The organism is Phyllobacterium sp. 0TCS1.6A, from assembly GCF_026420825.1.
Lineage (GTDB): Bacteria > Pseudomonadota > Alphaproteobacteria > Rhizobiales > Rhizobiaceae > Phyllobacterium.
The window spans coordinates 643,490-666,851 of record NZ_JAPMAB010000002.1 but is presented as its reverse complement, the minus strand read 5'-3'; the positions used below and the strand labels follow the sequence as shown (position 1 = coordinate 666,851).

The window sequence follows — 23,362 nt, the reverse complement described above, 5'->3', positions numbered from 1 at the left end:
AAGAGAAGGTTAACATATGAAACTTCTGCGTTATGGTCCTGCGGGTCAGGAGAAGCCGGGCCTTGTTGACAAGGACGGCAATGTCCGGGATCTATCGGGACATATCAAGGACATAGCGGGCGAAGCGATCTCGCCCGAAGGCCTGAAGAAACTGGCTGCGATCGACCCTTCCTCGCTGCCTCTCGTGCAGGTCGACCGCTATGGTCCCTGCGTCGCTGGCACGGGCAAATTCATCTGCATCGGCCTCAATTATTCCGACCATGCGGCGGAAACCGGCGCGACCGTGCCGCCGGAGCCCATCATTTTCATGAAGGCCACCTCGGCCATCGTCGGACCGAACGATGATGTGGAGATCCCGAGGGGCTCGCAGAAGACCGACTGGGAAGTCGAGCTCGGCGTGGTGATCGGCAAGCATGCCAAATATGTCAGTGAAGACGAGGCAATGGACTACGTTGCCGGCTATTGCCTGATCAACGACGTTTCCGAGCGGGCATTCCAGGCAGAACGCCAGGGCCAGTGGACCAAGGGCAAGAGCTGCGATACTTTCGGCCCGACCGGCCCGTGGCTGGTGACCAAGGACGAGGTAAAGGATCCACAAGACCTCAAGATGTGGCTCGAGGTCAATGGCCACCGCTACCAGGACGGCACGTCCGCAACGATGGTCTATGGCGTTCGGTACCTCGTATCCTATCTTTCGCAGTTCATGAGCCTGCATCCCGGCGATATCATATCGACCGGCACACCGCCCGGCGTTGGCCTCGGCCAGACGCCGAACGTGTTCCTCAAGGCCGGCGATGTCATCACGCTCGGCATCGAGGGTCTTGGCGAGCAGCGCCAGACTGTCGTCCAGGCCTAGAAACCACCCACAAACCTGCTGAACCGACCCGTGCCGATGCTTTTGCATCGGCACACTCGTTCCATGAGGAATTATCGTCTATAGCGATAATCGCGCTTTCGCGCATTCGTGAATGATGCCCTGGCCGATTGGCCATGTGGCAGAGGAGATATTCAATGTCATCAACCAAAGCTGCGCATCCCCCGCAGAAGGCGCCGGCTGGCGCCAGCAAGGTTCGCTATCTCATCCTGGTCATGTGCTTCCTGGGCCTGACCATGAATTACCTGGACCGCGCCAATCTGAGCGTGGCCCTGCCTTATATCGACGCTGAACTGAATCTTCAGCTGACCAATGCCGAGAAAGGCCTGATCTTCGGCGCCTTTTTCTGGGCCTATGACGGAATGATGCTGATCGCCGGCTGGTTCACCGACAAGGTCGGCGCCCGCCGCTCATTTTCCATTGCCGCCGTCTGGTGGTCGATCTTCACGGCGCTGACCCCGCTTGCAACAAGTTTCTGGGGCTTCTTCGGCGTTCGTTTCGCCCTCGGCGCCGGTGAAGCGCCTGCCTATCCCAGTGCGACGAAGGCAGCATCCCGCTGGTTTCCGAGCAGCGAGCGGGCGTTCGCCACCGCGGTCATCGATTCGGGTTCGCGTGTCGGTACGGTTCTCGCCCTGCCCGTCGTCACATCGATCATCGCGCTGACGACGTGGCACTATTCGTTCATCATTCTTGGTGCGCTTGGTCTCGTCTGGGCGGCGTTCTGGTTCTGGATGTACCGCGATCCTTCCGAACATCCCCGCGCCAATGATCTCGAGCGCCAATATATCAGCGACAATGGCGGACGGACGGAAGAGAATGACGATGCCGAGGCGGTCAAAATCCGTTGGCGGGACCTGTTCCGCTACCGCACCGTCTGGGGCATGATGATCGGCTTCTTCTGCCTGAACTTCGTCATCTACTTCTTCCTGACCTGGTTCCCGGACTATCTGAAGAATGCGCGTGGCCTGAATCTCGCCGAGCTCGGCACTCTGGGCATGCTTCCCGGATTGACGGCCGTCGTTGCCGCATGGACGGCGGGCATCTGGGCCGACCGACGCATCCGCAATGGCGCCGATGTCACCCTCGTGCGCAAGACGATCATGGTGGGCGGTCTACTCGGTGGCGCCGCCATCCTGCCCGCAGCGTTGGTATCGTCGGTCTATTCGGCGCTGTTCTTCCTGGCGATCTCCTATAGCAGCCTGGCTGTCGCTGCCACGGCGATCTGGTCGCTTCCGGCCGACGTCGCGCCGAGCTCCCATCATGTGGCGTCTATCGGCGGCATCCAGAACTTCGCATCGAACATTGCCGGCATCATCAGCCCGTTCCTGTTCGGCTTCCTGCTCGATATGTTCAGCGGCAATTATGTCCCGTCATTCGCCATGGCTGCCGGCGTCGCCGTTATCGGTGCGTTCAACTACGCATTCGTGGTAGGTCGCGCAGAACCTCTTCCGGTGCTGAAGCCGCGCGGCTGACGGTTCGACCATACAAAGCAAAAGGGCGGCACATGCCGCCCTTTTTTGTACCCGCCGTCCGAGCTCGGCTCAGTAATCTTTTTCGAAGAACAGCCCGGCACCGGAATCGCCGTCACTGCCGACAGATCCCTTGGCCTTGAGACTGGGCGTGATGTCGAGATTGATGGTGCCTTTGGTATTGCCCCCGGCACCCGCTTCCACGCCAAGATAGACATTGTCGCGAATATAGCGCCCGGCACGCACGCCGGCATTGCCCTCGCTGTCCGTCACGACATCCAGATCGTCGAGTCCGGTATTCTTGCGCAGACTATCGATAAGGGAAGAATTGGACCCGCCGGCAAGTTCCGCCGCCGCGGCCGCCAGACGTGCGATCTGCATGGGACTGAGCTCGCTGATGGAGCGATTGAAGATCAGCCGTGCCATTACCTCGTCCTGCGGCAGTTCCGGCTGAGAGGCGAAGGTGATCTGCAGGTCGGAGACCCGGCCCTTCACCATCACATTCACCGTGATGTCGCTGCTCTGCGTGGTCGCAACGAAATTGATATCCGGGTCGAGGTCACCCACAAGCGTCACCTGACCTTCGGTGAAGGTGATGCGCTGGCCCAGGATGCCGAGCCGCCCGCGAATGAGTTCGAAGCCACCGACCGGCTGGATGTTTGTGGCGGGTCCTGTCAACCGGACCGAGCCACCGATTTCCGCATCGAGCCCGCGGCCACGCACGAAGATCTTGTTTGGTGCGGTTACGTTGATATCCAGCCGCACCACGCTCGGCCGTTCCGTCGGCGTCGCCACTTCGCGCTCATCGGCCTTTGCCCGCTTCAGCGTCTGTTGTACGCCTCTTGAAGGGTCCTTGTGCTTCACATCGATAACAGCGGCGGGACCGCCGAAGGTCTCGGGGACGGTTATCTCCGCCCGGTCGATATTGATGTTACCCGAGATGACCGGATCGCGCGTCAATGGGCCATTGACGCCCAATGCGCCGGTGACCGTCGCCACCACGAGATTGCCGTCGGCATAGCGCGCCTTGTCGAGGCGAATATCGATATTGGCCGGGAAGTTGGCGGCGGCATCCGTCGATATGGTTCCCGTCGCGCTGATCGTGCCGCCGGTCGAGAGCCCGGCATTCAGCGTGCGGATGGTGATCGTGGTTCCTTCCATGCTACCGAGGAGATTGATCCTCTGCAGCCGCAGATTCGCCGCGGGATCGATGATCTCCGCACCGCTGGTCGAGAACATGCCGCGCAATTGCGGCTGGGAAATACTGCCGCTGACGGCCGCCGTCACGTCGATGGTACCCTTTGCCTGCGTGCCGCGATCGGCAAGAAACCGATTGGCAAGCGACAGGGGGATCGTACCGCTCACATTTACACCCAGGCCCGAGCCGGACAGAGGAACATCGCCGCTCGCGGTGGCGGTGAAGCCCTGAGGACCGTCTACCTTTGCCGATGTCAGGCTGAGCCGCTCATTGGCGAAGCGCCCCGCGGCGGTCAGTTGCAGCGGTGCAAGGCCCGATTCCTGCAGCGCCCGAGCCGAAATGCCAGCACCCTTGAGGTCGAACTCGGCGTTCGGCTTCTGCAGCGTTCCCGTCACACGCGCGGTACCGGTGACCTTGCCGGCAAGATTCTGATCTTTCACCAGCCCATTCAGGGCGCCGAGCGGAAGATTGGCGAGGTTTACGTCGACGCCAAGCTGTCCTTGCTTCAACGGAACCACGCCCTTGGCATAGGTGTCGATGCCGCCGGCACCGACGAGATGCGCATCCACGTTCAGCGTGTCGGTGGTGGAGCGGCCCTTGGCGTCGAGATTGAATTCGCCCAACCCGGCCTTCTTCAGGGCAGCAGCGGTGATGGCGCGGGCGTTGAGGTCGAAGTTTACGTCGGGATTGTCCTTGGTGCCGGCGATTCTGGCAGTGCCATTGACTTCGCCGCCGAAGCCGAGATCCGGCTTGACGACATTGGCTATGTCGAGCGGAAGCCTCTCGATGGAGACCGAGAGATCCAGCTGTTCGGCTACGGCGCCCTTGATGGCGACCCTGCCGCGTCCGACATCGAGGAGTATGTCGCCGAATGACAGGTTGCTACCCGCGACGTTGATCGTTGCCGGCTGGACCAGGCGCGCCGCGACGTCGCCGCGGCTGAGTTCGGCCTGCGCCAGCGACAGGGCGAAACCGGCATCGACAGGCGCCAGAGAGCCGGCCACGGACGTCCTGGCGCCATTCTTCAATGCGGCGGACGCATCGAAATTCGTCGCGTTGCCATCCTGCGAAGCGTTCGCATCGAGCGTGGTCATGTCGATGCCCGACGCAGCAACGTCCCTTGCCGTAACGGTGCCGCTGGCAGAGGGAACGTTGAAGATGTCCTGGGCTGCAAGTGCGATGTCCGCCTTTCCAACGGCGACGGCATCCGCTTTCAGGCTGTCGATCTGACCTTTTATATCCACATTCTGCTTGTCGCTATCGTGGGAGAGCGCGATCGTTGCATCGGCCTTGCCCGTCGCCTTGACCAGAAACAGCGCTGCGGCAGTGGAGACATCCGACGACGCCAGGGTCAGATTGCCCTGCAGCAGGCTCTTCTTGTCCTGCATCACGTCACCGCGCAGGCGTGTGCCACCCGCGATGAACTGCAGGTTGGTCAGCCGCTTCTCGTCCCGATGTATGGCGATTTCGGTCGCAAGGTCGGCACGGACCCCGTCGAGGAAGGCGAGGCCGGTAACCTTGCCGTCCAGCGCGCCCTTGTAGAGCGTCCCATTGAAGCTCAGATCGCCTTCGGCCAGTTTCCGTTCGACCAGCCGCCCGTCCGGAACCGCCGCATTGAAGGCGATGGCGATGATATCGTTCTGGCCGCGCGCGCTTCCCTTTGCCTTCAGCGCGCCGCCGGCCTTGTCGGATATCAGCCCAAGATCGGAGAGGTTCAGCCCGAAGTCGAAATTGGCTGCGTCGCTGGCAAACGTGCCATTGGCGCTAATCTCGGTCTGGGCATTGGCAATGCGGAAGTCGCGGGCACTCAAGCCTTGTGCGCCACGCGCCAGCCCGCCGGTTATCCGGGTCTGCCCCTGCAAGAGCCGATCCGCGGCATCCGAGCCAAGCTGCATCCCGTCCGCATGGCCATCCAGAAGCAGGTCGAAGCCCGCGGTGAGCAGTTCCACCGAGCCCTTGGCATCAAGATCGATCGATCCCGCCAGATCGCGCTCTGCCAGCGCGGAGAATGGCGAAAGGCTGGATGCTTTCAGCAGGATGTCGCCGCGATAGATGAAGTCATCGATCGTTCCGGCCAGCGACGCACTCAGACCATTGGCAGCCAGGACCGCCTGCGCCAGCTTCACCGGCTCGCCTGAACGCCAATCTCCATCGATCTTGAGCTGCACCTTGTCACCGAGAGCCTCGGCCACGTCCGCCCGCTTTGCGGTTATCCCGGCCACCTCGCCGTTGACACCATAGGTCATCGAGCGCGTCGCAGGATTGTCGATGTTTTCGGCAAGCCCCTTGGCGACGAGGTTGATCGTCTTCGCCGCGACACTGTCGCTGGTGAAATTGGCTACATCCAGCGTGCCAGACCAGGCGCTGTTGTCGGTCGTGCCGAAGCCGACGGCAAGCGTAGCCTTGTCCACTGTCGTCTGCCCTCCGGCGACCGGCAGGATGACTTTCTTGCCGGTCGGATCGGCAACCGCCGCATCGATCTTCAGGCGGCGCAGAAAGCCGTCATTGGTGGTTTCCCCCATCGCTTCCAGCGACAAGGCATTGCTCTTTATGTTCAGCCTGTTGAGTGCGACGCCGCCCGCATCGCGCATGACGCCATCAGCGACCAGCGCGGTTTCATTGCCGAAGAAATCGCGGAACACGGGCGGAATGAGCGGCGCGATCTCGCCATTCAGCGTGGTGTTGAAGGCGAGGCCCGCATCCTGCCGCTCGATTTTCATTTGGCCCGTCAGCGAGCGCTGGCCCGCCGCATCGAGCGTCAACTGCAACAACAGGTCACTTACCGGGCCCGAGCCCTGCAGCGCCAGCTGAACCGGCGGGCGTCCCTCGATGTTCAGGATATTGGCGATGATGCCGTTTGCGGGCTCGTTGAGATTGACGTCGAGATCGAGCTGCTGGCTCTCGTTCGCATAGGCGGCTTTGATGCGGAACTCTCCGCCCGGTCCGTCCAGGCGCTTGATCTGCAGGTTCGAATCGAGCGAACCATCCTCCAGCCGGATGTTGCCGGCCAGCTCGATTTCCGATTTGAGGCCGAATACTTCCTCGCCGAAGGCGATGCGGCCGATCTGCAATTGCTGCAGGATGACCGCAAGCGGCAGTTCCGGCAGGCTGAACCCCTTTGCTTCCGGCGCGGGCAGGCTTTCATCCGGCAGCGGCCGGCGCGTGATATCGATCCGGTCGGCGGCGAGCGTATTGATGTCGAGCCTGCCACGCAGCAGGGCGAGCCTGCTCCAGACGATGCGCGCATTGGTTATCTTCAGCCAGACGCCTTCACGATCCGCGATCGTGATGCTGCCGATGCTGGCTTCGGAGGAGAGGACGCCCTGTATGTCCGAAATGACGATCTGCCGGTTCGGCGTGGAAAGCTGTTCTTCCACGAAGCTGAGGAAATAGGACTTCTCGGCTTCCGGATTGTCCTGGGCCGGAGCTGGAACTGCGAGAAACACCAGCAGAAGCAGAGCCGACAGCGTCTTCAACGCCGTCAGCCATTTTTCCTCGATATGTTTCACAATGCCGGTCAAAATGCCTGTCCTATTCCAACGTAGAAAGCAAAACTCGGATCGTCATCGGTGCGATCGAGCGGCACGGCCACATCAAGCCGGATCGGACCCAGTCCCGTATTGTATCTTATGCCCGCACCAACGCCGAGGCGCAGATCCTCGGCGAAATCCGGAAACGACTCTTCGCCGACATAGCCGGCGTCGACAAAGCCGACCGCGCCGATCGTATCGGTTATGCGGACTCGCGCTTCAACCGAGCTCTCGATCAATGAGCGGCCGCCGATGACATAGCTGTCGCCATCCCTGTCGACGTTCACGCCGATATTGCGATAGGCATAGCCGCGGACCGAGCCACCGCCACCGGCGAAGAACAGCTGGTCCGGCGGCAGTTCGGCTATCTCGGCGCCGACGATCGTGCCGAGCTTCAGGCGACCGGCGAGGACGAAGCGGTTATCCGCGCCGAAGCCGTAATAGGTTCGGCCTTCCGCCGTGAACTTGGTGGCGAAGCTGCCATACTCGAACTCATAGAACGGGGAGAGCAGCCCCTCGAGATAATAGCCGCGCGTCGCATCGACCTTGCTGTCGCGGCTGTCATAGGTCAGCCCGCCGACGAGACCCGCCGTCAGGAATTCGCGCTCACCGAAATAATCGTCTTCGAAGCGCGACTTCGATACGTTTGCGGTCAGCTTGCCTGTCAGCTCGTCGGAGAAAATATGGGTAAAGCCGGCTTCGGCCGTCACCGACGTCTGGGTATAGGCGTCGAGAACCTTGCGCTCGCCAATGATGGAAGCAATGAAATCCGTGTCCGGCGTATAGATGGCGGGCCGCGTGAAGCTGACGCCGACGGTGTAATTGTAGTCCTGCGGATCATAGGACTGCCCGCCTATGCCGCTGACCTTCGCATCCAGGCGCAGGCGCTCCGCATGGCCGAAAAGATTGCGGTGCAGCCAATAGGTCTCGAATCCGGCGCCGTCCAGCGTGGAATAACTGCCGCCTACGCCGACACGGCGCAGCTTCTGCTCCTGCACGGCAACGGTGATCGGCAGGAGACCGTCATTCGTGACGGCTTCCGCTTCCTCGATCCGGGCCGAGCGGAAGACTTCCAGACGCGACAGCCGCTTCTTTGCCCGTTCGATCTCGTCCGGGTCATATTCCCGGCCGGGCTGCAGACCGGTGACGAAGGCCACGTATTCGGGATCCATGCGCTCGGTTCCGGTGACGTCGGTCGGTCCGAACACAGCCTGGCGGCCCGGATCGGCATTGATCGAGGCATCGATCGTGTTGCGGTCATGGTCGGCGGTAACGTCGCGCGAAACGATCCGGGCTTTCGGATAGCCCTGCTCGCGCCATGCGTCCACGACAAGCCGCTCCGCCCTGACAATGGCGGTGGAGCGCGCGACATCGCCCTGGCGATAACCCTCGTCCTGCGGCAATTCAACGACATCCTTGGGGTCTGTCGGTGGCGGGGCGACATTCCGGATACGTGCCGAGGCAAAGAGGAATTGCGGCCCGGGATCGACGGAAATAACGACAGGCGCCGGGTCGGAAAGCTCGGCATCCGGAGGAATGTCGCTGGCCTCGCGACCATCGACCTTGATGCTGATCGTTCCGCCATAGCGGCCATCGGCGTAGAGCGCACCAAGGATACGCCGATAGTCGCCGCGCGCCTTGGCAAGGAGGCCAGCCGCGCCCGAAGCAGGCTTTTCCTTGTCGGCCGCGAGACCGGAAGCGCCCTCGATCAATTTCACCGTTTCCTCGGGAGCGCCAGGAGCGATCTCGACCGTATATTTCTGGGGGTCGGCGATGACCGCGTCTTCGTCCGCCTCCTTCTTTTCACCCCAGAGGTGAATCCCGAAAAGCTCGAACGCGGTAGCGGGCGATACAAGTGCCGTGCAAGCCAGCAAAACGGCACCAAGCAGACTGGCCTGTGGGCGCTTGAAGTCCATCAACCAGCAAATTCCCTACGCAAAACACCATGAAAAACTGCAGATAGACTGCAGTCGCTAAAATTCACCTCTCGGCATTAAGAAAACGATAACATGCTGCATCGTGCCGGGCCAACCCGCAAAGCTCGGCCGGCCCGCCCCATAGGCCGCCCTTGTGGCACCGCGGCCACAATATCCGACGCATTCAGCATCACTTTTCTTGGCATTCTGCAATATTTGCCGTTTCCGGCACGTCATTTGGGCGATTGGCCCGAACACAATAGATTGCGCTGCATTTCCAAGCCAAATAGGCTAATGGACCAGCAAATAGTTTCGCGTCGGAGATAAGTATGAAACCCGTATTCCTGCAACTCCAGTGTTTTCCCGGCAAGACCTACACGGTTGCGGCTGAACTCTACGAACGTGAGATCGTGTCGGAACTCTATTCCACCAGCGGCGACTACGACCTCCTGATGAAGATCTACATTCCCGAAGGCCAGGACGTGGGAAAATTCATCAATGACAATGTGCTGGACATACAGGGTATTGCGCGATCGCTGACCACCATGACCTTCACCGCCTTCTGAACGAAGGAAATATTCGCAGCCGAGACATTACGCCCCGTTTCATGCGGTCATTCGATGTCTTATGTAATAAGTGCAACAAAAGAACCGCATTTGCGCAACATAATGCCAATCTTTGCCAGAGAGACGGCCGTGGCGTAAACTGCTGCTGAGATAATATCGGGATAATCGAAAAATGCCTCCTTATCGCTCAAGAACGACTACACACGGCCGCAATATGGCTGGAGCCCGCGGGCTCTGGCGCGCCACCGGCATGAAAGATGGGGATTTCGGCAAGCCGATTATCGCGGTGGTGAATTCGTTCACGCAGTTCGTCCCCGGCCACGTGCATCTCAAGGACCTCGGCCAGCTGGTGGCGCGCGAGATCGAGAGCGCCGGCGGCGTTGCCAAGGAGTTCAACACGATCGCCGTCGATGACGGTATCGCGATGGGCCATGACGGCATGCTCTATTCGCTGCCGAGCCGCGAGATCATCGCCGACAGCGTCGAATATATGGTCAATGCGCACTGCGCCGATGCCATGGTCTGCATCTCCAATTGCGACAAGATCACCCCCGGCATGCTGATGGCCGCGCTGCGGCTCAACATTCCGGTCGTTTTCGTCTCGGGCGGCCCGATGGAAGCGGGCAAGGTGGTCTGGGAGGACAAGGAGAAAAAGCTCGACCTGGTCGATGCCATGGTCGCCGCTGCCGATGACCGTATCTCGGACGAGGAAGTCACGGCCATCGAGCGTTCCGCCTGCCCGACCTGCGGCTCATGCTCCGGCATGTTCACAGCCAATTCGATGAACTGCCTGACGGAAGCGCTCGGCCTTTCGCTCCCGGGCAATGGGTCGACCCTGGCGACGCATGCCGATCGGCGCCGGCTTTTCGTCGAGGCCGGCCATCTCATCGTCGATCTGGCCCGCCGCTATTACGAGCAGGATGACGAAACGGCCCTGCCCCGGACCATCGCCAGCTTTGCCGCCTTCGAAAACGCCATGACGCTCGACATCGCCATGGGCGGCTCGACCAATACGGTGCTGCACCTGCTGGCCGCCGCCCATGAGGGCGAAGTCGATTTCACCATGAGCGATATCGACCGCCTGTCGCGGCGGGTTCCGGTGCTGTGCAAGGTCGCTCCCGCGGTGGCCAATGTCCACATGGAAGACGTGCATCACGCCGGCGGCATCATGGCCATCCTCGGCGAACTCGATCGTGCGGGCCTTCTGGATACATCGGTCTATTCTGTCCATTCCGCAAATCTCGGTGCCGCGCTCGACCGTTGGGACGTCATGCGCACGAAGAGTGCTTCGGTGCACGATTTCTACAAGGCTGCACCCGGCGGCGTGCCGACGCAGGTCGCCTTCAGTCAGGAGCGCCGCTTCGATTCTGTCGATCTGAATCGCGAGACGGGCGTCATCCGCGATGCCGAACATGCCTATTCGAAGGATGGCGGCCTGGCAGTGCTCTACGGCAACCTTGCCGAGGATGGCTGTATCGTCAAGACCGCGGGCGTCGACGAGTCCATCCTCAAATTCTCCGGGCCGGCGCGCATCTTCGAAAGCCAGGACAGTGCCGTCCTCGGCATATTGAACGGTGGCGTAGCGCCGGGAGATATCGTGCTGATCCGCTATGAGGGTCCGCGTGGCGGCCCCGGCATGCAGGAAATGCTCTATCCGACGAGCTACCTGAAATCGAAAGGCCTCGGCAAGGCCTGTGCGCTGATCACCGATGGCCGTTTCTCGGGTGGATCGTCGGGCCTCTCCATCGGTCACGTCTCTCCCGAAGCCGCGGAAGGCGGGCTGATCGGCCTGGTGGAGGAAGGCGATATCATCGATATCGACATTCCGAACCGCAAGATCCACCTCGCGGTCGACGACGCGGTCATTGCCGAGCGCCGCGCTGCCATGGAAGCTAAGGGAACAGCGGCCTGGAAGCCGGCGGAAAAGCGCAAGCGCAAGGTGACGACGGCATTGCGCGCCTATGGCGCAATGGCGACAAGTGCCGCGCGCGGCGCCGTGCGCCAGATTCCCGATCATTGGGAATAATCAGACGGATGCAGCCCCTCGAACCGAAGGGCTGCACCGGTCCGCTACTTGATGGCGTCGGTGACCTTGGTGGTCCATGCGCCTTCCGGCTTCTTGGTGATCACCGGATCGGAACCGCCTTCCAATAGGGTCTCGACCGTACGTTCTGCCGCCGCGACATCCAGCACGCCATCCGAGCCCTCGGTCAGCTTGTTTATTTCGGCGACCATGCGCTTCTGGTGCTTTTCTGTCTGCGCACCGCTCGCATCGTTTTCAAGCACGATATCCGCCGCCTCGTCCGGATTGGCGCGCGCATACTCCCAGCCCTTCATCGAGGCCTTGACGAAACGGGCAAGCTTTTCGACCATTGCGGGATCATCGATGCTCTTCTGCAGGACGTAGAGCCCGTCCTCGAGCGTCGCTACCTTCTCGTCCTCATATTTGAACGTGACGAGCTGATCGGCCGGGATGCCCGCATCGATGACCTGCCAATATTCATTATAGGTCATGGTCGAGATGCAGTCCGCCTGCTTCTGAATGAGCGGGTCGACGTTGAAACCCTGCTTCAGCACGGTAACCCCGTCCGGCCCGCCATCGGTCTTCAGTCCGAGATGGCTCATCCACGACAGGAAGGGATATTCATTGCCGCCGAACCAGACGCCGAGCGTCTTGCCCTTGAAGTCTTCCGGCTTGGTGATTCCGGTCTCCTTGCGGCAGGTCAGCATCATGCCGGAGCGTTTGAACGGCTGGGCGATGTTGACGAGCGGAAGGCCCTTTTCGCGCGTGGCCAGCGCTGATGGCATCCAGTCCACGACCACGTCGGCACCGCCACCGGCAATCACCTGGGGCGGGGCGACATCCGGGCCGCCCGGCTTGATTTCGACCTCGAGACCGGCCTCCTCGTAGAAGCCCTTGTCCTTTGCCACATAGTAGCCCGCGAACTGGCCCTGCGTGACCCATTTCAGCTGCAATGTCAGCTTGTCCGCCGCAAACGCCGTGCCCGCAGCCATCACCATGGCGAGGGCGACCCCCGACGACAATCCGATTATCCTTTTCATGTTTTCGTTCTCCTCTGTTTTTGTTTTTAGGTTCGGTAAGAAGGATGCCAGAAGGTGACGGCACGCTCGACCAGCGTGATCAGCCCGTAGGACAGCGAGCCGGCGAGCGCCGCAACGAATATCTCGGCCCAGACCATGTCGACATTCATGCGGCCGACTTCCGCCGAAATGCGGAACCCCATGCCGACGATGGGCGAACCGAAGAATTCCGCGACGATGGCGCCGATAAGGGCGAGCGTCGAATTGATCTTCAGGGCGTTGAAGATGAAGGGCATCGCGGCGGGCAGGCGCAGTTTCACCAGTGTCTGCCAGTAGCTCGACCCGTATGTCCGCATCAGGTCGCGCTCCATCGCGCCAGACGCGGCAAGTCCGGCGACAGTATTCACCAGCATCGGAAAGAAGGTCATGATCACCACGACAGCCGCCTTTGACTGCCAGTAGGAGCCGAACCACATGACCATGATCGGGGCGATGCCGACAACCGGAAGAGCAGCGACCAGATTGCCGATCGGCAACAGGCCTTTGCGCAGGAACGGAACCCGATCGACGATTATGGCGGCGACGAACCCGGCGCCGCAGCCCATGGCATAGCCTGCGAGCGCTGCCTTCAGATAGGTCTGCTGAAAATCGGCCCAGAGCGTCGGAACCGAGGCGGCAATGCGTGAAGCGATCATCGACGGCGGCGGCAGAAGGATCGTCGGTACGCCAAAGCCTCGCACGACAAGCTCCCAGAGGATCAGCAGCCAGGCGCCGAACAGCAGCGGCAGGGCGAGATTCACCAGCTTCTGCAATTGCCGCGACGTAACGGTAAATTCCGCAAGGCGCTGCACGGCGAGCCATGCCAGCAGCCATGCCGCAACGACCATGCACCAATAGCCAAGCAGCGGCGGCGCTGCAGCAAACGAGGAAAGCATGCCAAGCAGCATGAACGCGCCGACATGTACCAGCAGAAGCAGGGCGACGAGCGAAAACGTCGAGCGGGCAACGAAGACGGCAACCGCGGCAGCGACGAATATCACGGTCGGCGCCATCTGCGCGAGCACGCCGCCATCGCCACCCGCCGGCAGGATCAGCCCGCCGAGGGCCAGCAACAGCGACAGGATGGCGAGCGGCGAACGTTTCACGAGCGTACTCCCATACGGCGGTTGACCAGACTGCCGACAATTCCGATCAGGCTGACGAGCACCGCAGCCATGAGAGCCGCTGCGATCAGGGCCGCCCAGATCTGCACTGTCTGGCCGTAATAGGAGCCCGCCAGAAGACGGGCGCCGATACCTGCGACCGCTCCGGTTGGAAGCTCGCCGACGATCGCGCCGACAAGGCTGATCGCCACGGCGATCTTCATCGAGGTGAAGAGGTAGGGCATCGAGGCTGGCCAGCGCAGCTTCCAGAATATCTGGCTGCGCGAAGCATTATAGGTGCGCATCAGGTCGAGATGCATGATTTCGGGCGAGCGCAGGCCCTTTACCATCCCGACGGCCACCGGGAAAAACGAAAGATAGGTCGAAATGATCGCTTTCGGCAGGAGGCCGGTAATATTGACCGCGTTGAGGACGACGATGATCATCGGTGCGATGGCGAGGATCGGCACGGTCTGCGAAGTGATGATCCATGGCATCAGGCTCTTGTCCAATGTGCGGGAATGGACGATGGCGACGGCGAGCAATATTCCGAGCAGGGTCCCGAGCACGAAACCGAGGAGCGTGGAGGAGAGGGTCACGGCGCCGTGATAGACCAGGCTGCGCTTGGACGTCGGCCGCAGATCGAACACGGTCTTGCGTATCTCCTCCGCCACCTGATGCGGCGCCGGCAGCACCGGCCGCTCCTGCCACATCGTATTGTGCAGGAGTTGGCTCGTGGTGATCGTCGTCCTGGCGCGAGCCGCCTGATCACGCTCGAAAGGCGCGTTGAGGACGACGGAAAAGACGTACCACAAGGCGATGATCACCAGCAGAATGGTACCGACAGGAATTACCCTGTCGAAACAGAACTGGACGATGGGTCCCCGCGCTTCGGTCATGAGGCGCCCCTTGCCGCTATCCGCTCAACCCCGCCGCGGGAGCATGGATCGGCGATCTTGCATGTTCCCGCGTTCGACATCACGCATGGACCTCGTCGTAGGAATGGCCGTGCCGCAACCCCTCGCGGACGCGGTGCGCGATCTCCAGAAATTTAGGCGTCTCGCGGATGTCGAGCGGGCGCTCGGCACCAAGATCGCAGTCGATGATCTCGTGGATCCGACCCGGCCTCGGACTCATGACCACGATCTTCGTCGACAGGAAGACTGCCTCCGGGATGGAATGGGTGACGAAAATGACTGTCTTCTGCGTCTTCGCCCAAAGTTTCAGCAATTGTTCGTTGAGATGATCGCGGACGATCTCGTCCAGAGCACCGAAAGGCTCATCCATCAGGAGCAGGTCCGGATCGAACGAAAGCGCCCGCGCGATGGAGGCCCGCTGCTGCATGCCGCCCGACAACTGCCAGGGAAACTTCTTCTCGAATCCGGACAGGTTGACGAGTTCGAGATTGCGCGCAATGCGCTGGCGCCGCTCCTCCTTCGATATGCCCATCACTTCCAGCGGCAGCGAGATATTGCCGCTGATGGTGCGCCAGGGATAGAGCGCCGCCGCCTGAAAAACATAGCCATAGGCGCGCTTTTCCCGCGCCTCGGACGGGCTCATGCCATTGACCGTGATCGCGCCGGATGTCGGCTGTTCCAGATCGGCTATGACGCGCAGCAGGGTTGTCTTGCCGCAGCCGGAAGGGCCGATGAACGAGACGAATTCCCCTGCTTCCACCTCGAGGTCGATATTCGACAGGGCATTGACCGGCCCGTCACTGGTCTGGAACACCAGCGACAAATCCTTCACCTCGATGACATTGCGCCTCGCCAAATCCGCCGCCGCCCTCGTCTTCTGCTGTAATGCAACGACAGCCATCATACGCCTGCCGGTATGTTGTTCGGATCGCGCTCCACCTTACGTGGAGCCGTCAATTCTTTCCATGCCGACAGGGCGCGATTGGCGGAAGGATTGGCCTCGCGTTCGATGAAGCGCCCGCTACCCGTCGGCGCGATGACCTCGCCGTCCCGATAGGCGATACGGCCGCGCGAAAGCGTCATCTTCGGCAGGCCTGTCACTTCGATACCCTCGAACACATTGTAGTCGATCGCCGATTTCTGCGTGCTGGCCGAGATCGTTTTGGTGGCATTCGGGTCCCAGATGACGATATCGGCATCCGATCCGGGCAGGATCGCGCCTTTTCTGGGGTAGATATTCAGGATCTGCGCAATATTCGTCGAGGTCGCGGCGACAAACTCATTGGGCGTCAGACGCCCCGTCCTGACGCCCTTGGTCCAGAGTACCGGCATCCGGTCCTCCAGCCCTCCCGTCCCGTTCGGTATCCTGGTGAAATCACCGACGCCGAAACGCTTCTGCTCGGTCGTGAAGGCGCAATGATCGGTGGCCACCACCTGAAGACTGCCGGAGGAAAGGCCGGCCCAAAGGCTGTTCTGATTGGCCTTGTCGCGGAAGGGCGGCGACATCACGCGCCGTGCGGCATAGTCCCAGTCCTCGTTTCGATATTCGCTCTCATCGAGGACAAGATGCTGGATCAGCGGCTCGCCAAAGACGCGCATGCCCTTGGCGCGGGCGCGGCGGATCGCTTCATGCGACTGCTCGCAGGAAACATGCACCACATAGAGCGGTACGCCGGCCTGGTCTGCGATCATGATGGCGCGGTTGGTCGCCTCGCCCTCGATCTCCGGCGGCCGCGAATAGCCATGTGCTTCGGGTCCGGTATTGCCCTCGGCCAGCAGCTTTTGCTGGAGATGCGCCACCACGTCGCCATTCTCGGCATGAACGAGCGGCATGGCGCCGATCTCGGCGCAGCGCAGGAACGATGCAAACATCTCGTCGTCATCGACCATCAGGGCGCCCTTATAGGCCATGAAATGCTTGAAGGTGTTGATGCCCCGCTCGACGACTTTCGGCATCTCGTCGAACACCTGCTGGTTCCAGCCGGTGATGGCCATGTGGAACGAATAATCCGTCCGGGCCTTGCCCGCCTTCTGGAACCAATCCTGCAGGGCCGCCAGCAGGCCGTCCTGTCCGGGCAGGACGAAATCCACCACCATCGTCGTGCCGCCGGCAAGGGCGGCGGCGGTTCCCGTATCGAAATCATCGGTCGAATGGGTACCCATGAACGGCATTTCGAGATGGGTGTGGGGATCGATGCCGCCGGGCATCAGATAGCAGCCGGAAGCGTCGATGACGTCGCCGCCCGAAAGATCGGGACCAATGGCAGCGATCGTTTCGCCCTCGATGAGGACGTCCGCCTTGTAGGTGCGGTCCGCGGCGATGATGGTCCCGCCCTTTATCACTTGCTTGAGCATTGTTCGTTCCCCTTTTTGGTCTTGTGCCGAACGCGTGCCAGATCGTAGCTCAGCCCGTCACGTCACGATCTCCGCCTTGTCGAGAACCGCGTGCAGCAGAACGTCGGCGCCTGCGGCCGCCCATTCCTTGGAAATTTCCTCATCCTCATTATGGCTGAGACCGTCGACGCAAGGGCACATCACCATCGCCGTCGGCGCGACGCGGTTGATCCAGCAGGCGTCATGGCCGGCGCCGGAGACGATATTGCGATGGGAATAGCCCAGCCTCTCGGCGGCATTGCGCACCGCCGTGACGCAGCCCTCATCGAAGGTCACCGGATCGAAATGACCGGCTTCCTCGATGTCGATGCCGAGACCGAGCTCCCTGGCTATTGCGGGAGCCCTCTGTTCGATTTCGGATTTCATCGCCGTCAGCGTCGCGAGGTCGGGCGAACGGATATCGATCGTGAAGACGACCTTGCCCGGGATGACATTGCGCGAGTTTGGGTAGACGTCGACATGGCCGATAGCGCCCACCGCATTCGGCTGGTGCTTCATGGCCACCTCATGCACAAGTTCGGTGATGCGGGCGAGGCCGAGACCGGCATTGCGGCGCATCGGCATGGGCGTCGAGCCGGTATGGCTATCCTTGCCGGTGAGGGTGACCTGCAGCCACCAAAGGCCCTGGCCGTGGGTGACGACGCCGATATCCTTGCCTTCGGCCTCGAGGATCGGCCCTTGTTCGATATGAAGCTCGAACAGCGCGTGCATCTTGCGTGCGCCGACCTTCTCGGCACCCTTCCAGCCAATGCGCTCGAGCTCGTCGCCGAATTTCTTGCCCTTGGCATCCTCGCGGCCGAGGGCCCAGTCTTCCTCGTGGACGCCGGCGAAAACGCCGGACGCCAACATCGCGGGGGCAAAGCGCGTGCCTTCCTCATTGGTCCAATTGACCACGACGATCGGATGTTTGGTCCTGATATTGAGGTCATCGAGCGTGCGGACGAGTTCGAGCCCGCCCAGGACGCCGAGCACGCCATCATATTTGCCGCCGGTCGGTTGCGTATCGAGATGGCTGCCGACATAGACGGGCAACGCTTCCCGGTCCGTTCCCTCACGCGTAAAGAACATGTTGCCCATGGTATCGACGCCCATGGTCAAACCGGACTTTTCGCACCAGGACTGGAAAAGGCGGCGCCCTTCGCCATCCTCGTCCGTCAGGGTCTGCCGGTTATTGCCGCCACGCGCGCCGGGGCCGATCTTGGCCATTTCCATCAGGCTGTCCCAGAGACGGTCGCTGTTTATCCTGAGATTTCCGGTCAGAGCCATATCGCGCCTTCCCTGGGCTAAGCGAGATTTTTCAGCACGTCGGCAAGGCTGTCGAAAAGATGGTCGATCTGACCTTTGCTGATCGTCAAGGGCGGCGACAGAGCGATGATGTCGCCCGTCGTGCGGATCAGTATTCCGCGCTCATAGGCATCGAGAAACGCCTGGAACGCCCGCTTGGTCGGAGCACCTTCGACGGGTTGAAGCTCGATGGCGCCGATAAGGCCGAGATTGCGGATATCGATGACATGCGGCAGGCCCTTGAGCGCGTGCAGCCCATCCGCCCAATAATCCGAAAGCTCCGAAGCGCGCGTCAGCAACCCTTCTTCCTCATAGGTGTCGAGCGTCGCCAGTGCGGCGGCGCAGGCGACGGGATGGCCGGAATAGGTATAGCCATGGAATAGCTCGATCAGATTTTCCGGCCCGGTCATGAAGGCGTTGTAGATATCGCTGGAGGCGAAGACCGCCCCCATGGGAATGACGCCGCTGGTGATGCCCTTTGCCGTGGTGACAAGATCGGGAACGACGCCGAAATAATCCACGGCAAACGGCGCGCCGAGGCGGCCAAATCCGGTGATGACCTCATCGAAGATCAGCAGGATGTCGTTCTTGGTGCAGATCTCGCGCAGCCGCTTCAGATAGCCCTTCGGCGGAATGAGCACGCCCGTCGAGCCTGCGACGGGCTCGACGATGACCGCGGCGATGTTCGAGGCATCGTGAAGCGCAATGACGCGCTCGAGATCGTCGGCGAACTCCACGCCATGTTCAGGCTCGCCGCGGGTATAGGCATTGCGCGCCAGATCGTGGGTATGGCGGATATGGTCGATGCCGCCGAGTGCATTGCCGAAGGTCTTGCGATTGCCGGAAATGCCGCCGACGGAAATGCCGCCGAAGCCAACGCCGTGATAGCCTCGTTCACGCCCGATCAGCTTGACCTTGGTGCCATTGCCCTTGGCCCGATGATAGGCGAGCGCGATCTTGAGCGCGGTATCGACGGATTCGGAACCTGAATTGGTGAAGAACACATGATCGAGCGGCGAAGGCAGCATGGCGGCGAGACGGGCTGCAAGCTCGAAAGCCTTCGGGTGGCCCATCTGGAACGCCGGCGCGTAGTCGAGTTCGGCGACCTGTTTCTGCACCGCTTCGACGATCCTCGGGCGGCCGTGGCCGGCATTGCAGCACCAGAGGCCGGCCGTTCCATCGAGGATTTCACGACCATCCTGAGACTGGTAGTGCATGTCCTTTGCGCTGACGAGGAGGCGCGGGTTCTGCTTGAACTGCCGATTGGCCGAGAACGGCATCCAGAACGCTTCGAGATTATTCGTTGCCAATGCCGACTTCAGCATGTGACTTGCCTCCTTCAGGCGGACGTTGCCGCTTTTGTGTTCCCGAATGATTGAGCATGAGCGCAATCAAAAACTTGACTACTTGGTCAAAATGCAGGCTAGAAGAGCGTATGAAGGCGGTCAAGCGCTTTGTATGGGTTTCTCGCCGCCCCATGGCACTGAGGATTTGCCATTTTGTCGCGGGGCGAAAAGGGGTTGAGGCATGGCGAAAGCTGCAAGGCGGAAAACGGAGCAACTGCCGGAAAAGACGACCCGGATCCAGGAGATAAATCGCCGCCTGATCCTGGACGCGGCGCTGGAGATTTTTTCCACCTATGGTTTTCGCGGCACCACCATAGACCAGATCGCCGACAAGGCGGGCATGTCGAAGCCCAACCTGCTCTATTATTTTCCGCGCAAGCAGAACATCTATGTCACGCTGCTCGAAGAGACGTTGGCGGAGTGGCTCTCGCCCCTCGCGGAGATCGATGCGGACGGCGATCCGATCGAACAATTGCGCAAATACATCACCGCCAAGATCAAGATGTCGGAAAGCCATCCGGAGGCATCGCGGCTATTCGCCAATGAGGTCCTGCACGGAGCGCCCGCGATCGGCGAATTCCTGACGAAACACCTCAAGCCCCTGGTGGAAGAAAAGGCCGCGATCATCCGCACCTGGGTCGGTGCAGGCAAGCTCGCACCGATCGATCCCTTCCACCTCATCTTCATGATCTGGGCGACGACGCAGCATTATGCCGATTTCGACGTGCAGGTGCGCGCGATCATGGGAAGCCAGGTCGGCCGGCCGGGATTCCGCGAACAGACCGCGCAGGCAGTCCTGACCATCATCCTCAACGGCATCCGGCCGCGCAGCTAGCTTGCGGCGGGACTACTCCGCCGCGACCTTCGCCATCGGATTGTTGGGATGCGTCGTCCAATTGGCGTAATCGGGCGTGATGGGCTGCTTGGTGCGCGGATCGACGCCGGCGAGCATCGGCACCATGTCGATGCAATTCTCCACCGGGCATACATTGACGCAGAGATTGCACCCGACGCATTCCTCGTCGATCACTTCGAAATGCCGCACGCCATCGACCATCGATGTAATGGCCTGGTGGGACGTGTCCTCACAGGCGATATGGCACCGGCCGCATTTGATGCAGAGGTCCTGGTCGATATGGGCCTTCGTGACGTAGTTCAGGTTGAGATACTGCCAATCCGTCACATTGGGCACGGCCAGCCCGCGGAAATCCTCTATCGTGCGCAAGCCGCGCGAATCCATCCAGTCGGATAGGCCTGAGATCATCTCCTGGACCACCTTGAATCCGTAGGTCATGGCAGCCGTACAGACCTGGACATTGCCGCAACCGAGAGCAATGAACTCGGCTGCGTCGCGCCAGGTCGTGATGCCGCCGATGCCGGAAATCGGCAGGCCCCGCGTTTCAGGGTCGCGGGCGATTTCCGCCACCATGTTCAGCGCGATCGGCTTGACCGCGGGGCCGCAATAACCGCCGTGGGAACCCCGGCCGTCGATGGATGGCGTCGGTGAGAAATTGTCGAGATCGACCGACACGATGGAATTGATGGTGTTGATGAGGGAAACAGCATCCGTGCCGCCCGCCCGGGCAGCCCGCGCCGGCTTGCGGATATCGGTAATGTTCGGCGTCAACTTGGTTATCACCGGCATCCGTGAATATTGCTTGCACCAGCGCACCACCATCTCGATATATTCGGGCACCTGGCCGACCGCCGCGCCCATGCCGCGCTCGGACATGCCATGGGGGCAGCCGAAATTGAGCTCGATGCCGTCCGCGCCGGTTTCTTCAACGCGCGGAAGGATCGCCTTCCACGCATTCTCCTCGCACGGAACCATGATCGAAGCGATGATCGCCCGGTCGGGCCACCTCTTCTTGACCTCCGTCATTTCCCGCAGGTTCACTTCAAGCGGCCGATCGGTAATCAATTCGATATTGTTCAGGCCGAGCAAACGGCGGTCGGGACCATGAATCGCGCCATAGCGCGGCCCATTGACGTTGACGACCGGCGGACCCTCCTCGCCGAGCGTTTTCCAGACGACTCCGCCCCAACCGGCCTTGAAGGCGCGTTCGACATTGTAGGCCTTGTCTGTCGGCGGCGCCGAGGCCAGCCAGAACGGGTTTGGAGATTTGATGCCAAGGAAGTTCGATGTGAGGTCGGCCATGGTTCGTTCCTTCAGCCAGTTACATGGCTTTGATCGGCAACTGGTTTCGGCGTCGAAGCTGGCTGGCTCCCGCCCGCCATCACGGCCTCGGCGAAACCGGGTACCGCTTCTGCCTGCTGCGTCAGCTTGCGGTGGATGGATTCGGCTGCGATTTTTCCGTCCTGGACGCCCGCAACGGTCAGGTCCTGGCCGCCCGCCACGCAATCGCCTCCGGCCCAGATACCAGGAATGGATGTGCGCCCCTCTTCATCGACGCTGATGCGGCCGCGCGACAGGGCGATGCCGGTCTCGGCAAGCAGCATGGAGGCCGGCATCTGGCCGATTGCCTTGAATATCTGGTCGCTGGCGAGGGTGATGCTCTCGCCGGACAGCTCCAGACGGTCGTCCTTCAATCGCGTATAGTCCAGGGTGATGCCGCAGACCTCGCCCCGCTCGTTGCGTGTAAGGGCGCGCGGCTGCAACCAATGCCGGATGATGACGCCGTGTTTCAGCGCCAGCTCCTGTTCATAGGCGCTGGCATTCATGTGTTCGGGCCCGCGCCGATAGGCGATGATGACGTTCTCAGCACCAAGGAGCCGCGTCTGGACCGCCACGTCGATGGCGGTCATGCCGCCGCCGATGACGACGACGTCTCGCCCGACGGCGATCTCCGAAAGGTCGTTGCTCTGGCGCAATACCGAGATGAAATCGACCGCATCGATGCAGCCTGCCGCGTCCTCGCCCTCAAGTCCGAGCTCATTGACGCCGGGCAGGCCGATGCCGAGGAACACCGCGTCGAAACCGGCGCGCAACGCGTCAAGGCTGACGTCGCGGCCAAGCGCCTTGTCATATTGAATGGTGATGCCGCCGATCTGGAGAATGAAGTCGAGTTCCTTCTGGGCGAAATCATCGACGCTCTTATAGGCGGCGATGCCAAATTCGTTGAGACCGCCGCCCTTGGGCCGCGCTTCGAATATCGTTACGTCATGGCCATTCATGGCCAGCCGGTGAGCGGCCGCGAGCCCGGCCGGACCAGCGCCAACCACCGCCACGGTTTTCCCCGTGGGAGCGGCACGTTTGAACGGATGCTGACCATTTGCCATCAGATGATCCGTGGCGTAGCGCTGCAGCAGCCCGATCTTCACCGGTTTGCCTTCCGCGGCCTCGCGCACGCAAGCCTGCTCGCACAGCGTTTCCGTCGGGCAGACGCGGGCGCACATTCCACCCAGTATGTTCTCCGCAAGGATCGTCTTGGCCGATCCCGTGGGGTTGTCGGCGGCAATCTCCCGGATGAACAGGGGAATATCGATGCCCGTCGGACAGGCGTTCATGCAGGGCGCGTCGTAGCAGAAGTAACAGCGATCGGCCTCCACGAAGGCTTCGTGGCGCGTCAGCGGCGGATGCAGATCGGAAAACACATCGTCATAAGCCTCAGGCGCAAGCCGGCCGGCCCTGACGTCGCGGATACCAGACTCCATAGATCCCATGAAATGGCATCTCCCATATGAGGGTGACGTCCAGTTCCCATGGATCGTCACCGTTTCATG

The 23,362-nt window shown here is 61.3% G+C and carries 16 protein-coding genes; 5 read left to right on the top strand and 11 right to left on the bottom strand.

From position 1 onward, the window contains the following. Positions 1-16 precede the first annotated feature (16 nt). Together OSJ75_RS07360 and OSJ75_RS07355 are read left to right on the top strand one after the other, a co-directional pair. A complete protein-coding gene (locus OSJ75_RS07360; RefSeq protein WP_267227392.1) occupies positions 17-856 on the top strand; it encodes a fumarylacetoacetate hydrolase family protein in 840 nt (279 codons plus the stop codon). Positions 857-1,011: 155 nt separating this feature from the next. Then, on the top strand, positions 1,012-2,346 hold the full coding sequence (locus tag OSJ75_RS07355; protein ID WP_267227391.1) for an MFS transporter: 1,335 nt from the start codon (positions 1,012-1,014) through the stop codon (positions 2,344-2,346). A 69-nt stretch (positions 2,347-2,415) separates the two neighbouring features. On the opposite strand, the gene OSJ75_RS07350 is transcribed toward OSJ75_RS07355, so the two are convergent. Together OSJ75_RS07350 and OSJ75_RS07345 are read right to left on the bottom strand one after the other, a co-directional pair. Further along, a complete protein-coding gene (locus OSJ75_RS07350) occupies positions 2,416-6,918 on the bottom strand; it encodes a translocation/assembly module TamB domain-containing protein (protein WP_267227508.1) in 4,503 nt (1,500 codons plus the stop codon). 140 nt (positions 6,919-7,058) lie between these two features. Next, complete coding sequence (locus OSJ75_RS07345) at positions 7,059-8,987, bottom strand: autotransporter assembly complex protein TamA (RefSeq protein ID WP_267227389.1); 1,929 nt, start codon at positions 8,985-8,987, stop codon at positions 7,059-7,061. Between the two features lie 329 nt (positions 8,988-9,316). Between OSJ75_RS07345 and OSJ75_RS07340 the strand changes: the two genes are divergently transcribed. Beyond that, positions 9,317-9,553 (top strand): Lrp/AsnC ligand binding domain-containing protein, encoded by a 237-nt coding sequence (locus OSJ75_RS07340; RefSeq protein ID WP_250019034.1) that lies wholly within the window; start codon positions 9,317-9,319, stop codon positions 9,551-9,553. 172 nt (positions 9,554-9,725) lie between these two features. Then, positions 9,726-11,579 (top strand): dihydroxy-acid dehydratase, encoded by a 1,854-nt coding sequence (ilvD, locus tag OSJ75_RS07335; protein ID WP_267227388.1) that lies wholly within the window; start codon positions 9,726-9,728, stop codon positions 11,577-11,579. A gap of 44 nt (positions 11,580-11,623) precedes the next feature. Here the strand turns inward: ilvD and OSJ75_RS07330 are convergent, their stop codons facing one another. From OSJ75_RS07330 to OSJ75_RS07300, 7 genes are all read right to left on the bottom strand, one after another. Beyond that, positions 11,624-12,616 carry an ABC transporter substrate-binding protein gene (locus OSJ75_RS07330; RefSeq protein WP_250019036.1) on the bottom strand — a complete coding sequence of 331 codons (993 nt, stop codon included), beginning with the start codon at positions 12,614-12,616 and terminating at the stop codon, positions 11,624-11,626. 26 nt (positions 12,617-12,642) lie between these two features. Then, positions 12,643-13,740, bottom strand: a complete 1,098-nt coding sequence (locus OSJ75_RS07325; RefSeq protein WP_267227387.1) for an ABC transporter permease — start codon at positions 13,738-13,740, stop codon at positions 12,643-12,645. Further along, the gene (locus OSJ75_RS07320) at positions 13,737-14,636 is read right to left on the bottom strand and encodes an ABC transporter permease (RefSeq protein WP_267227386.1); all 900 of its coding nucleotides are present in this window, start codon (positions 14,634-14,636) and stop codon (positions 13,737-13,739) included. Before OSJ75_RS07320 ends, OSJ75_RS07325 begins: the two co-directional genes overlap by 4 nt. A gap of 79 nt (positions 14,637-14,715) precedes the next feature. Further along, complete coding sequence (locus OSJ75_RS07315; protein WP_250019039.1) at positions 14,716-15,555, bottom strand: ABC transporter ATP-binding protein; 840 nt, start codon at positions 15,553-15,555, stop codon at positions 14,716-14,718. Then, a complete protein-coding gene (gene hydA, locus OSJ75_RS07310) occupies positions 15,555-17,009 on the bottom strand; it encodes a dihydropyrimidinase (protein WP_267227385.1) in 1,455 nt (484 codons plus the stop codon). Before hydA ends, OSJ75_RS07315 begins: the two co-directional genes overlap by 1 nt. 57 nt (positions 17,010-17,066) lie before the next feature. Further along, the gene (locus OSJ75_RS07305; RefSeq protein WP_267227384.1) at positions 17,067-18,314 is read right to left on the bottom strand and encodes a Zn-dependent hydrolase; all 1,248 of its coding nucleotides are present in this window, start codon (positions 18,312-18,314) and stop codon (positions 17,067-17,069) included. A 17-nt stretch (positions 18,315-18,331) separates the two neighbouring features. Next, positions 18,332-19,657: an aspartate aminotransferase family protein gene (locus OSJ75_RS07300; RefSeq protein ID WP_267227383.1), complete on the bottom strand. Its 1,326-nt coding sequence runs from the start codon at positions 19,655-19,657 to the stop codon at positions 18,332-18,334. 202 nt (positions 19,658-19,859) lie between these two features. Here OSJ75_RS07300 and rutR point away from each other — a divergent pair, with 202 nt between their 5' ends. After that, entirely contained in the window at positions 19,860-20,513 is a 654-nt protein-coding gene (gene rutR, locus OSJ75_RS07295; protein WP_250019043.1) for an HTH-type transcriptional regulator RutR, read from the top strand. A gap of 12 nt (positions 20,514-20,525) precedes the next feature. Here the strand turns inward: rutR and preA are convergent, their stop codons facing one another. Both preA and OSJ75_RS07285 read right to left on the bottom strand, forming a co-directional pair. Next, the gene (preA, locus tag OSJ75_RS07290) at positions 20,526-21,836 is read right to left on the bottom strand and encodes an NAD-dependent dihydropyrimidine dehydrogenase subunit PreA (RefSeq protein ID WP_250019044.1); all 1,311 of its coding nucleotides are present in this window, start codon (positions 21,834-21,836) and stop codon (positions 20,526-20,528) included. An 11-nt stretch (positions 21,837-21,847) separates the two neighbouring features. Beyond that, positions 21,848-23,302: an NAD(P)-dependent oxidoreductase gene (locus tag OSJ75_RS07285; RefSeq protein WP_267227382.1), complete on the bottom strand. Its 1,455-nt coding sequence runs from the start codon at positions 23,300-23,302 to the stop codon at positions 21,848-21,850. Between the last annotated feature and the right edge of the window lie 60 nt (positions 23,303-23,362).

Coding starts and splice junctions, on each gene's coding strand:
- OSJ75_RS07360 (WP_267227392.1), top strand. CDS start 17: ATGAAACTTCTGCGTTATGGTCCTGCGGGTCAGGAGAAGCCGGGCCTT.
- OSJ75_RS07355 (WP_267227391.1), top strand. CDS start 1,012: ATGTCATCAACCAAAGCTGCGCATCCCCCGCAGAAGGCGCCGGCTGGC.
- OSJ75_RS07345 (WP_267227389.1), bottom strand. CDS start 8,987: ATGGACTTCAAGCGCCCACAGGCCAGTCTGCTTGGTGCCGTTTTGCTG.
- OSJ75_RS07340 (WP_250019034.1), top strand. CDS start 9,317: ATGAAACCCGTATTCCTGCAACTCCAGTGTTTTCCCGGCAAGACCTAC.
- ilvD (WP_267227388.1), top strand. CDS start 9,726: ATGCCTCCTTATCGCTCAAGAACGACTACACACGGCCGCAATATGGCT.
- OSJ75_RS07330 (WP_250019036.1), bottom strand. CDS start 12,616: ATGAAAAGGATAATCGGATTGTCGTCGGGGGTCGCCCTCGCCATGGTG.
- OSJ75_RS07320 (WP_267227386.1), bottom strand. CDS start 14,636: ATGACCGAAGCGCGGGGACCCATCGTCCAGTTCTGTTTCGACAGGGTA.
- OSJ75_RS07315 (WP_250019039.1), bottom strand. CDS start 15,555: ATGGCTGTCGTTGCATTACAGCAGAAGACGAGGGCGGCGGCGGATTTG.
- hydA (WP_267227385.1), bottom strand. CDS start 17,009: ATGCTCAAGCAAGTGATAAAGGGCGGGACCATCATCGCCGCGGACCGC.
- OSJ75_RS07305 (WP_267227384.1), bottom strand. CDS start 18,314: ATGGCTCTGACCGGAAATCTCAGGATAAACAGCGACCGTCTCTGGGAC.
- OSJ75_RS07300 (WP_267227383.1), bottom strand. CDS start 19,657: ATGCTGAAGTCGGCATTGGCAACGAATAATCTCGAAGCGTTCTGGATG.
- rutR (WP_250019043.1), top strand. CDS start 19,860: ATGGCGAAAGCTGCAAGGCGGAAAACGGAGCAACTGCCGGAAAAGACG.
- preA (WP_250019044.1), bottom strand. CDS start 21,836: ATGGCCGACCTCACATCGAACTTCCTTGGCATCAAATCTCCAAACCCG.
- OSJ75_RS07285 (WP_267227382.1), bottom strand. CDS start 23,302: ATGGGATCTATGGAGTCTGGTATCCGCGACGTCAGGGCCGGCCGGCTT.